Below are 11427 nucleotides of genomic sequence, written 5' to 3' on the forward strand. Positions count from 1 at the left end.
TCTCCTCCTTGTTCTACTGCCAGGCAGTTCAGATTAAATTTAATTGTTATTTTTCGATGAAGCCTTTACAATTATTACAGATAAAGGGGGTATTCAACAAATGAAGCTATTCGCTGATTCAGGCTGTGATCTGCCGCTCCATTTTTTCGAAAAACATCAGGTCACACTCATTCCGCTTCATGTTCATTTGTACGGTGAAGATTATGAAGATATAAAAGGCATCGATCCCAAAGAAGTATACCAGGCTATTCGCCAAGGTGAAATGCCAAAAACGTCCCAAATCTCCCCACTTTTGCTTGAAAAATTATTTACGGAACTTGCCGAAAGTGGAGAGCCCGGTATTTATCCTGCCTTCTCTTCTGCCCTCTCCGGTACATATCAAACTGCTGTGATGGTTCGCGATCAAGTAAAAGAAAAATATGCTGACCTTGACTTAACCATCATTGATACAAAGGCTGCTTCCTTAGGCTATGGATTAATCATCATGCAGGCAGCCGATTGTCTGCAAAAAGGGTGGCCGAAAGAAAAAATCATATCGGATATTGAATTCCATTGCCAGCACATGGAGCATATTTTCACCGTTGAGGATCTTGGTCACCTTGCCAAAGGCGGAAGGCTCTCCAACGGAGCTGCTTGGATTGGCGGGCTATTAAATATTAAGCCGATTCTACATGTAGAAGAAGGCAAGCTTGTACCTATCGAAAAAATCCGCGGCCGCAAAAAGGCGTTTAATCGCATGCTCAATATTATGGAACAGCGCGGCGAAGATCTTAACAAACAACGGATTGCTATTAGCCATGGTGATGACCCCGAGGCAGCAGAACTGCTTAAATCAATGATTAACGAGCGTTTTCACTGTCAAGAGATTTTTACCCATATTATTGGTTCAGCAATCGCTTCCCATGCAGGACCCGGAACAATTGCCTTGTTTTTCTTAAATAAAACACCATCCTCATAAAGATAACAATAGAAAGGCGGAAAAGATATGTCTAAAGAAAATTCATTTGATATTGTTTCAAAGGTAGACTTTTCAGAGGTGTCAAATGCGATCACTCAAGCATTGAAAGAAATCCAAACCCGTTATGATTTTAAAGGGAGCAAAAGTGATCTTTCCCTCGATAATGAAGAAATTGTTCTCACTTCAGATGACGAGTTCAAGCTTGATCAATTGAAAGATGTTTTGCTCAGCAAATTGATTAAGCGGTCTGTACCTGTAAAAAACCTTGATTACGGAAAAATAGAAGGTGCATCAGGCGGCACTGTTCGCCAGCGTGCCAAACTCGTACAGGGAATTGATAAAGAGACAGCAAAGAAAATTAATTCCTTGATTAAAGACAGCGGGTTAAAAGTAAAATCACAAATTCAAGGAGACCAGTTGCGTGTCACCGGAAAAAACAAAGACGACCTACAAAAAATCATGGCTATGGTCCGTGAAGCAGATTTGGCTGTAGACGTACAATTCGTGAATTTCCGTTAATGTTCATTTTGATCGGTTGGGGATACCCAACCGGTTTTTTTATGATTAAACCTCCACACTCTGGGTAAAGATACATTGGATATAGAATTTGTACAAGGAGTGATTGGATGAGTCAACAAGAACAAAAGAAAACCTTTCCGAAACAGCATCAGGACGTTCATTCGGGAAAAACAGAGTTAATGCATCCGAAACCTGATCATATAGACAGCAGCTATAAAGGCAGTGGAAAACTTGAAGGCAAAAAGGCGTTGCTGACCGGAGCTGATAGCGGGATTGGCCGGGCAGCAGCTGTTTATTTTGCCCGAGAAGGTGCAGACGTTGCTATCGTTTATTTAGAGAATCACGAAGATGCAGAAAAAACGAAGAAACTGGTTGAAGAAGAAGGCCAGCAGTGTTTGCTTATTTCAGGGGATATCGGCTCTGAGGATTTTTGTAAAGAAGCCGTCCAAAAAACGTTAGATGCCTTTGGCAAGCTCGATATTCTCGTCAACAATGCCGGTGAGCAGCATCCACAGGAAAGCTTGCTTGATATTACAGCAGAGCAGCTGGAAAGAACATTCCGCACGAACATTTTCGGCTATTTTTATATGACAAAAGCTGCTCTTCCTCATTTAAAAAAAGGAGCTAGTATTATTAATACAGCTTCTATTACAGCATACAAAGGAAATCCGTCATTAATTGATTATTCGGCGACCAAAGGAGCCATTGTCTCATTTACTCGTTCTCTTGCCGGCTCTCTTGCTAAAGACGGCATCCGCGTAAATGGCGTAGCCCCTGGTCCTATTTGGACACCATTGATTCCTTCTACCTTTTCAGCTGAAAAAGTAGAAAAGTTCGGTGCTGATACACCGTTCGGCCGTGCTGGTCAGCCGGTTGAACTGGCACCTGCTTATGTCTTTTTAGCAAGCAATGATTCAAGTTATATTTCCGGACAAATGATCCACGTAAATGGTGGTACTATTGTAAACGGATAATACAAAAAAGGACTGCACAAAAAGCCAGGAATGATCAGCTTTTTGGCAGTCCTTCTTTACTAAGAATTGCCTTAATCCTGTTTCCGGGATGCTCTTCCCCGTTTCCATACAAGATAGAGAAAGACCATAAAAATAACATAAACTGCAGCAAGAGCTGTGATAAATAATTTATTCACTCCGGCTTTTTCAGTAAGTGCATAAACTTCCGCTTTCTCTCTATCAAGGATAAGCGAAAACTTCTCTTCTTCTGGACGGGCCAGTCCCCCTTCAAGCAACCCTCGCAATTCTTTGTTGCGGTCGAGTTCCTCAGCAGGAATGGTAACCTTTTGAGTTTTATTTGAATTATTGATAGCGACGATTAACGTTTCATCTTTGTATTGACGCTTAAACACTGTCATTCCATTCTTGTCATAAATCGGTTCATAAGAGCCGCGGGTTAATGCCGGAAGTTCCTGGCGCAATCCGCCGATTTTTTTTATGTAATCAACGAGCTCCTGATCTTCTTTAAAACCAAGCAGGCGATGGCTTGTTGGTCCTTCTTCACCGTTAAGCGCTACTTCCGACCCGTAATAGACAACCGGTACTCCTGGCATCGTATACAAATAGGTTAAAGCCAGCATCCAACGTGTACCTGGAAACATATTTTCCTCTACTGTCTTCTTTGTAAAGCGCGCCGTCTTGTTGGAATCTAAATAGTTCGCCGATAGTAAGGCTTTCTCCCCCGCTGCCTCCTTGACAAGTGCCGCACTTTTGTCAGACGGCTGCTTGATGTTTTTAAATTGCTCTTGAAGCTGGGCAGCAAGATTCGTATTCATTACACTATCGAGCCCTGATTGTTCAAAACGTTTGATATCTGTCTTTTCGTTGTTTCCGCCAAGTAAAAAGAAGTTTTTCTTTTGCTGCTTCAATTCGGCAGAAAAATCGGACAAGAAAGAAAGAGGCGCATCAGCAGAATCACTTATGTAGTAACCGTCTACCTTTGCTTCCTTCATCCACCATTTACCGGCTTTGACCAGCTCTTGCTTGACTGCCTTATTTTCAAGATTTAATACAGCCATTTGTCCAAGCCATTCTTCCTCTGTCTTACCGCTTTTCGTTACAAACCAATCCGCCTTGGCTGATTCCTTCGTCCACGGATGAGATGGACTCACTTTCGTAACAGGGAAATCGACAATAACTTTCATGTCACGGTCGTGGGCTTCTTTAATGAGATGATTCAATTCCTTTATGGAACCAAACTGCTGATTCGGTTTATAAAAATCGGTAATCCAGTAACCATGATATCCACCCTTGGCATTCTCAAAGACCGGGCTAAGAATAATAGAAGTAAAGCCCATATCCTTCAGATAATCTAGCTTATCAGCTGCACCGGCGAAATCTCCACCTTGATAAGCACGCAGATCATGATTATTAATCTCTTTATCATTTTTGCTATCACCGTTATGAAAGCGATCGGTCATTATATAATACATTGTTTCATCTTGCCACGTTCGTTCTTCTTTTTCTACAGCGCTAACAGGAAAGGCGTATAAAAGAAGAAACGGCAATAAGACGAGCGAAAATAATTTCTTTTTCACTTCCGCTTCCCCCTCCGATAAATGATCGTACCGCTTTTAAGATTACGCTTTTCCGGGACAGCCGTCAAACGCAAAAAAGAAAGTTCAACAAATCTACAATAAATCAGCGAGAAAACAGACAGTTCCTAAAAAGGTTTTATCTGTTATTCAATTTAAGAGGCAGTCTTCCCCCATAGAGTCTATCTTCTAATACCAGACCTGTGCTCTTCTATTACACCCGTTTAATTAAAGCATATAAGAAAAAATAACTGGCTGTTCAACAGCCAGTTATTTAAAGTGTACCTTATTTCCCCTTGTGTTTATTTTTAGCCTTTTGGATTTTCAGGTCTCTTTTAAACTGCTTGAGCTCATCTTTAATTTGTTTTATTTTACCCGATTTTTCTTTCTTGCGCTGGGCATATTCTTCTTTAATGGCTTCCTGGGCTTTCGTAGAAATCCCCGACTGTTTCATTTCTTTTGCGACCATTCTCTGAAGCCTTTTCGGATTTACTTTTCTTGGCGCATCCTGTTGAATGGTTATTCCCTTTTGATCGTGCCTCTCAATGAACCTTAGCAAATCCTTGTTAACAAAATCCATTATTTCTTGCTCTTTCGGTTCTGCGCCAAAGATATAACGATAAGCTTTAAGGGTGTTTTGAGATACCACTTCAATGATCCCTACATAAAATTGACCATTATAAGAAATGGTTAGTTTCATAATAGGTCCCTCCTCTAAAAGTAATTAGAACGACGGACATCCCGAGGAGGGGAAGGTTACTTACAGCAAGGACTGCTGCATCCGGACTACCAACCGGATCGTGTTTTTTCATTCCAACTCTATTATACAATTAATTCCATTATAGTAAATAGACTCTTGTATTTAGATAAAAATAACAGCCGTATGAGCAGGCATTCCTGGAACGATAAAAGAAATACTTTTTTATGAGCAGCTCTGCTCAGCCTGCAATATCTTGAACAAAAAAAGGCTGTACCTGCTGAAATAACAGGTACAGCTTTCTTGATATTAGGCAAAGAAATTCAAGCCCATCGGCAATTTAAACCCTAAGTAAAGAGTAATAATCAGCAAAACAATTGCACCGATCAATACCTTGCTCGTGTCTTTTCCTTTTTTCTTGCGGACAAGCACCATTTCCATTAGTCCGATTGTCAGGATACCAGCGAGCATTTTCATGCCATAGAGCATGTCATTAATGCCATGGTGTCTAATAAAGAGCAGAAAACCAGTTATTAATACCAATACATAAAACAATCTTAATGCCATATGAGCACCCGTGGAATATCTGCTAACAGCGATAAAAAATAAAATAATCGCGATCACCCAAGTTGTAATATGTAAATGGGTACTGTTAAAAAATAAGCTTTCCATGTCAGCCCCCTCCTTTCTGCTTTTCTTTTCTAATAGTATCATTTTGGCAGAAGAGAAGGAAATATTGTGCTAAGATTATTGGACTTTGTTTGATAATGTACCAATTTGTTCAATATTAATTTCAATCGTATCCCCTGACTTCAAAAGACCTGGAGGATTCATCCCCTGTCCTACTCCTGCCGGTGTACCTGTAGCAATCACATCTCCGGGCTCGAGGGTCATGCCTTTTGATAGCGTGGAAATAATGTCATCAATCGGGAAGATAAAGTGCTTCGTGTTCGATTGCTGACGAACTTCTCCGTTCACTTTCGTTTCTATATCCAAGTTGTGTGGATCTTCAACTTCGTCTTTCGTCACAATCCACGGTCCCATTGGACAAGTACCATCTAAGCTTTTTCCGAGGAAAAATTGCTTGTGCCGCTTTTGGAGATCACGCGCTGTCACATCATTAATAATCGTATAGCCAAAAATATAGTCAAGTGCATCCTCTTTTGCAATGCTCTTGCCTTTTTTGCCAATGATCACTCCAAGCTCTCCTTCATAGTCAAGCGCATTGGACAATTCCTCATAAGCCGGAATTGACTCATTGGCTGCAATCACAGCAGTTGGTGCTTTCGTAAATACCATGAGTTCTGTTGGAACACTTTCTTCGCCACCCATTTCAATGGCATGATCACGATAATTTTTACCAATACACATAATGTTCTTTGATGGGCGCGGGATTGGAGCGAGCCATTCCACCTCTTTTACAGAAACAGCTGCCGCTTTCTCTTCTCCTTCTCCGGCCGCTTCCATCCACTGCCTTACTCGTTCTGTAAGCTCCGCTGCTGAGGCAATCGCTTCAAGCAGTGTATCAGGAAGCGTTCTCTCCCCCGTTGCACTTTCTTCTAACGCCTGCAAATTCCAAATTGTCTGTTCTTTCTCCACATAAACACCATATGTTTCCCTTTGATTAACACGATAACTGACCAATTTCATCACTTTATCCCCCTTTAGTGATCATCTTTTTTTCTTCTCTTTGGGACCCATAAGTAAATTTCCTCCACAAGGTTTCCATCGGGCCCCTCTTAAACTTGGACAGCCAAAACTCAGAAAAGATTACTTGACCGGCAAAGATAGCAATCGCTATCCAAACACCCGTTGAAAGCTGTATTTGTCCATATAGGCCCATCCCGTAATGATAGAAAATCAGCGTGCCGATTACCGATTGCAGCAAATAATTAGTTAATGACATTCTACCGGCCGCCGCCAATGGCTTCAAAAGCCTACTTGCCTTATCCATGGAACTGATTCCTATTACAAGTGCTGCATAACTGACAGCGAGAAGCGGTCCTCCAATCGAATCCTGAATATACACATAAGCAAGATTAGAATCAATCATATAAGGCAGCGCTTTTAAAGTAATTCCTGCTACAAAAAAAGTAATAAAAGCAGTAAAAGCAACTTTAGGACGTGCCTGTCCTTTTGTAAAGACCCTTAGTTTTTGAGCGCCTGCCCCGATCAGAAAATGTGGGAAGATGGTGATCAGCTGTACCCAAAAAGTAGCTGGTTCATTTCCCATAAGCCAGTCTGCCGCCCTCTGTTGCGTGATTTCAGCAAAGGTGCCGCTGCCGTAAGCAGCAATCGAATTCTCAATGCTTGCTATATCTGTCCAGTGCACAGCACTCGTTGGGTCCACTACTGACGCAAGAACGAGCAATATGCTAAGAAATACGTTCGGTAGTAAAAGCAATATGCTACCTATGATAATTAATATTTTTCCAGAAAGCCGTAAAAACAGCAACAGAAAAAGTCCAAAAACAGCGTAATTTATTAATATGTCACCTGGCCAAATTAGAAAAGCATGGATCATTCCAATGACTAATAGAAAAGAAAAACGACGGATACCTGCCGGCACAAATGACTGGCCTCTTTCCACGGCATTCTCCCTTTGCATAGCCGTCCCGAAACCAAACATCATTGCAAACAGCGGATAAAAACTTGCCTGCACAAAAATATCAATCCAACGGTAATGCCAAAAGTTTTCCGGTTCCTTCCACCATTCGAAAGGATCATAGTAAAAATAAGGTGAATGAAAAGAAATCATATTAACTAAAAAAATCCCCAAGAGTGCCAAACCACGCAAACTGTCTAATGTGGTGATCCGCTCTTCGTGTTTCAATGGAGTTAACTGCACACTCGCCTTTCCCCTTTCCTCTTTCCATTATCGTTTTCATCATATCATTAAAATGAAACAAACAGGAGAAGTTAGTTTCTCTTTAACTCTCCCTCATAAAAAAGCTGCCCCAAGCCTATTAGCTTTAGGACAGCTTCAATCAACCTATCAATCTATTGACAACAAGTGGCCTCCATCGAAGAAGAAGAGCAGCTTATGATCTACTTTTCGCTTCCAGATTTGTTCAATAGCCTGAGCATATAACTGAATTTGCACACGGTAGCGTTTCTCCAGAACCGCACGGGCTTGTTCAAATCCTCCCGAAAAGCGTCCGGCGATTTGATCTGTTTTATAATCGAGCAGATACAATTCCCCGTCTTTTTCAAATAAGCAGTCAATTACACCTTGAACCAAAACGGCTTCGTCAGAGCCATTCCAGTCAGAATAGATCTCATTGGCTCCTATTCCCATATTGAACGGTGTCTCTCTATAGACTTCTTCGGCCTGTAACAATTTTTGTCCAATGTCAGTTTGAAAAAAGAAAACAATCTTTTCTGGATCGACAGCTGCGGCTTGTTCATCTGTCAGTAATTCCCGGGAAATGAGTGTTTTCAACAGCTGTTCAACTTCTGCAAGCTCTGGCTCTTTACCAAGAGAGACATGCTGCATGACCGTATGAAGCGCCGTTCCCGCTTCGGCTGCCGTAATCGTCTTTTTCTGCATAAATGCCGGCCGCCGGAAAATCGGCCGTTGATAATGGCGGGCAAGATCGTTGCTTGCTCCCTCATTAAAAATTTCATTCATGCGTTTTAAATCAGAGACAGACTGCTTTGAGCGCAAATGGGTGGCTGGCTCATACTTATATGCCCAATTCATCCGCGCTTCTATTTCATCCTTAAACAATGATGAAATAGGCACATGCTTGTAGTTTTGAACCTTTTCAAGCAAGCCCCCGCTCTCTTCTGCCTCTTCAAATCCCATCGGCTGAAGTGTCTCAGCTCCAACTGTTTGAACGGTCCATTTAGATGAATCATTATCAAATATTACCGAGCGGCTTTGCGCTGTTCCAGTATAATCAAGATGGCGGACGAGCGATGGGCCGATCCAATCTAAGTAAGATTTAGCTGAAACTCTTGATGCATTGCTTAAAATCCATTCTGGGTTCTTTGCTGCCCTTTCCCATTTATCCATCTCTTTGGAAGCACTCTTTACAGAACCAAGCAGGAAGAGCTTTTCTTTCGCTCTCGTTAACGCAACATACAATACCCGCATTTCTTCAGCAAGCAATTCAAATCGTTTTTTTCGCTTTAAGGCAAGCTGCGGCAACGAAGGATAGCTGATCCGCTTTTCTGCATGCACATATTTTGTACCGATGCCGAGCTCTTTATCTAGCAAATAGCTTTTAGATAAGTCCATCGTGTTAAATGGCCTGTTCAGGCCGGCAACGAAAACAACCGGGAATTCCAATCCTTTGGATGCATGGATCGTCATCAGGCGGACAACATCTTCCTGTTCACTTAAAGCACCCGGTTCCCCTAAATCTTCTCCTCGTTCCTGCATTCGTTCTACGAAGCGCAGAAAACGAAATAACCCACGGAAGGAAGTGTCTTCATATTGGCGCACACGGTCATATAAAGCATGTAAATTGGCCTGTCTTTGCTTCCCTCCCGGCATACCGCCGACAAAGTCGTAAAAGTGAGTATCATGATACAGCTGCCATACAAGGGCAGACAAAGCGCCATGACGACCAAGCGAGCGCCAGCCTGACAGCTTCTCAAGGAATTTACTTACCTTCTCATGCAATTCTCCATCATGCGGTTCAGGCTGACTGGAGACAAATGATTTTACCGCTTCGTAATAAGAACCAGATTTGGACGCAAGCCGGATCACTGCTAGATCATTCTCCGTACAGCCTACAACCGGAGAGCGCAAGACGGAGGCGAGAGGAATATCCTGGTAAGGGTTATCAATTACCTTCAGCAAAGAGATCATAACAGTAATTTCCATAGTTTGAAAATAACCACCTGAAACTTTGGCATGAAGGGGAATGCCTGCGCGCTTAAATTCCTCCTTAATAGCCCCGGCCCACGTCATAGAGCGTAGCAGAATAACAATGTCACGATATTCTATCGGCCGCTCACTTTCTGTTTTCGGATCGTAGACAGGATGCCTTGATTCAATGAGTTCCTTAATCTTCCCTGCTATCCATCTTGCTTCCAACTCAGACTGCGCTGCATCTTTCATCTCCGGATCTTCTGAATGCCCCTTCGCCTCTTGATCAATAATGGTTACTTCCACTGGAAATGGCCTTTCCTCCGGATAAGCGGCTCCTTTCACCAATTCAGCCTGACGATCATACTCAATTTCACCGATTTTCACATCCATGATCTGCTTAAATAAAAAATTCGTTCCTGACAGCACTTCTGCACGGCTGCGAAAATTTTGTGCTAAATCGATGCGCAGTCCGCTGTCTTTCCCGTCAGTTGAAAACCGACGATATTTGCTTAAAAATAAATTCGGCTCCGCCTGACGGAAGCGGTAAATGCTCTGCTTGACATCTCCTACCATGAAGACGTTGCCGTTTTCTTCTCCGCCTGTTTTGAGCAGCTGGACAATTGACTCTTGGACGATATTAAAATCCTGATATTCATCGAGGAAAATTTCTTTAAACTGCTGTTGATAAGCATAGGCCGCTTCAGAAGGCCCTCCGTTCTCTCCCGTCAAAATAGCGAGCGTAAAATGTTCAAGATCGCTAAAATCAACGATGCCTTTTTCCAGCTTGACTGCCTGAAATTTATCGGCAAACCGCTGGATAAGATAAGCAAGCGCCGCAATAATTCCCTTCATTTCCTGCATGTTGCTTACATAGCTTTCCGGCTGATGCGAAAAATATTCCTCCTGCAGCTTTTCAACAATCTTTTTTGCTTCTGTTCGCAAATGCTTCGACTGTTCTTTCAGCTCCTCGTCATACTCTTCTCCCTTATAACTCTTTAGCGTCTTGAATGTAACTGCCTGCATCTCCTCATAAAGCTCTTGCCAGGAAGGTAGCGCTTGACGGAGTCGGCGGACCATCTCTCGCTCGTTCATAAACATTTCTTCTCGCGGAGCGGGACCTCCCGGCATTTGGGCCATTTCAAGACATTCTGTCAGCATCTCCTCTGCCGCTTCAAGCTGGAGGCCTATATAGAACTTTAACGTATGAATAAACGGAAGGTCATCAATCGCTTCGGCTTCGCCACTTACATCGTACATTTGTGAAAGTCCATTAAGCCATTCATCCGGACGTGGGTGCGACTGAGAAAAGTCATATAGCGTTTGAATCATTCTTTGAAGTTCTTCGTCGCTACGATCACTGGAGAAAGAGTCAACGAGCCGGTAAAAGTCTTCATTGTCTTCTTTCCCGTATTCCTCTTCCATAAAGTCATCCAGCACTTCGTCACGAAGGAGTGTCAGTTCTCCTTCATCAGCAATTCTAAAAGCAGGATCAATATCAATTAAGTAATAATACTTACGAATGACTTCCAGACAAAAGGAGTGAAGGGTGGATATCGGCGCTTTATTCAGCAACGTCAGCTGTCGGCGCAGGTGATTCGATGACGGATCTTTTTCCATTTCCGCTTCCAATGCAGTGCCGATCCGATGGCGCATTTCAGCAGCTGCTGCATTCGTAAAAGTCACAATAAGCAGTTCATCAATATTCACTGGTGCTTCCCGGTCAGTAATTTTGCGAATGATCCGTTCTACCAGAACAGCGGTCTTTCCGGAGCCGGCTGCGGCAGCAACAAGGATATCCCGCCCCTTTGCTGTAATAGCTTTCCACTGGTCATCCGTCCACGAAACATCTGTCGGCTTATCAGGTATGATTAGTTCACTCATAC

At 42.6% G+C, this 11427-nt stretch carries 9 protein-coding genes; 3 read left to right on the top strand and 6 right to left on the bottom strand.

All coding sequences use genetic code 11. The features are described 5' to 3' along the window. Nucleotides 1-100: 100 nt before the first annotated feature. The 3 genes from MKZ02_RS20575 to MKZ02_RS20585 all read left to right on the top strand — a co-directional run bounded on the left by MKZ02_RS20575 (nt 101) and on the right by MKZ02_RS20585 (nt 2451). The gene (locus MKZ02_RS20575; protein ID WP_120036477.1) at nt 101-958 is read left to right on the top strand and encodes a DegV family protein; all 858 of its coding nucleotides are present in this window, start codon (nt 101-103) and stop codon (nt 956-958) included. A 27-nt stretch (nt 959-985) separates the two neighbouring features. Continuing rightward, nucleotides 986-1477, top strand: a complete 492-nt coding sequence (locus tag MKZ02_RS20580; RefSeq protein WP_340855964.1) for a YajQ family cyclic di-GMP-binding protein — start codon at nt 986-988, stop codon at nt 1475-1477. A gap of 107 nt (nt 1478-1584) precedes the next feature. Next, nucleotides 1585-2451: an SDR family oxidoreductase gene (locus MKZ02_RS20585; protein WP_340855966.1), complete on the top strand. Its 867-nt coding sequence runs from the start codon at nt 1585-1587 to the stop codon at nt 2449-2451. Nucleotides 2452-2522: 71 nt separating this feature from the next. On the opposite strand, the gene MKZ02_RS20590 is transcribed toward MKZ02_RS20585, so the two are convergent. The 6 genes from MKZ02_RS20590 to addA all read right to left on the bottom strand — a co-directional run bounded on the left by MKZ02_RS20590 (nt 2523) and on the right by addA (nt 11425). Next, nucleotides 2523-4028 (bottom strand): alpha-amylase family glycosyl hydrolase, encoded by a 1506-nt coding sequence (locus MKZ02_RS20590; protein WP_120036474.1) that lies wholly within the window; start codon nt 4026-4028, stop codon nt 2523-2525. Between the two features lie 283 nt (nt 4029-4311). Next, nucleotides 4312-4725, bottom strand: a complete 414-nt coding sequence (locus MKZ02_RS20595; RefSeq protein WP_340855968.1) for a YjdF family protein — start codon at nt 4723-4725, stop codon at nt 4312-4314. A gap of 306 nt (nt 4726-5031) precedes the next feature. Next, entirely contained in the window at nt 5032-5394 is a 363-nt protein-coding gene (locus MKZ02_RS20600; RefSeq protein WP_120036472.1) for a YisL family protein, read from the bottom strand. A 75-nt stretch (nt 5395-5469) separates the two neighbouring features. Beyond that, on the bottom strand, nt 5470-6372 hold the full coding sequence (locus MKZ02_RS20605) for a fumarylacetoacetate hydrolase family protein (protein WP_340855970.1): 903 nt from the start codon (nt 6370-6372) through the stop codon (nt 5470-5472). A gap of 4 nt (nt 6373-6376) precedes the next feature. Further along, nucleotides 6377-7570 carry a DUF418 domain-containing protein gene (locus MKZ02_RS20610; protein WP_340855972.1) on the bottom strand — a complete coding sequence of 398 codons (1194 nt, stop codon included), beginning with the start codon at nt 7568-7570 and terminating at the stop codon, nt 6377-6379. A gap of 147 nt (nt 7571-7717) precedes the next feature. Beyond that, nucleotides 7718-11425, bottom strand: a complete 3708-nt coding sequence (gene addA, locus MKZ02_RS20615; protein WP_340855974.1) for a helicase-exonuclease AddAB subunit AddA — start codon at nt 11423-11425, stop codon at nt 7718-7720. Nucleotides 11426-11427 lie beyond the last annotated feature (2 nt).

It is taken from the genome of Pseudobacillus sp. FSL P4-0506, assembly GCF_038003025.1.
Classification (GTDB): Bacteria; Bacillota; Bacilli; order Bacillales; family Domibacillaceae; genus Pseudobacillus.

Excerpts from the sequence above, each read along its gene's own strand:
- MKZ02_RS20580 (WP_340855964.1), top strand. The coding sequence starts at position 986 with ATGTCTAAAGAAAATTCATTTGATATTGTTTCAAAGGTAGACTTTTCA.
- MKZ02_RS20575 (WP_120036477.1), top strand. The coding sequence starts at position 101 with ATGAAGCTATTCGCTGATTCAGGCTGTGATCTGCCGCTCCATTTTTTC.
- MKZ02_RS20595 (WP_340855968.1), bottom strand. The coding sequence starts at position 4,725 with ATGAAACTAACCATTTCTTATAATGGTCAATTTTATGTAGGGATCATT.
- MKZ02_RS20585 (WP_340855966.1), top strand. The coding sequence starts at position 1,585 with ATGAGTCAACAAGAACAAAAGAAAACCTTTCCGAAACAGCATCAGGAC.
- addA (WP_340855974.1), bottom strand. The coding sequence starts at position 11,425 with ATGAGTGAACTAATCATACCTGATAAGCCGACAGATGTTTCGTGGACG.
- MKZ02_RS20605 (WP_340855970.1), bottom strand. The coding sequence starts at position 6,372 with ATGAAATTGGTCAGTTATCGTGTTAATCAAAGGGAAACATATGGTGTT.
- MKZ02_RS20600 (WP_120036472.1), bottom strand. The coding sequence starts at position 5,394 with ATGGAAAGCTTATTTTTTAACAGTACCCATTTACATATTACAACTTGG.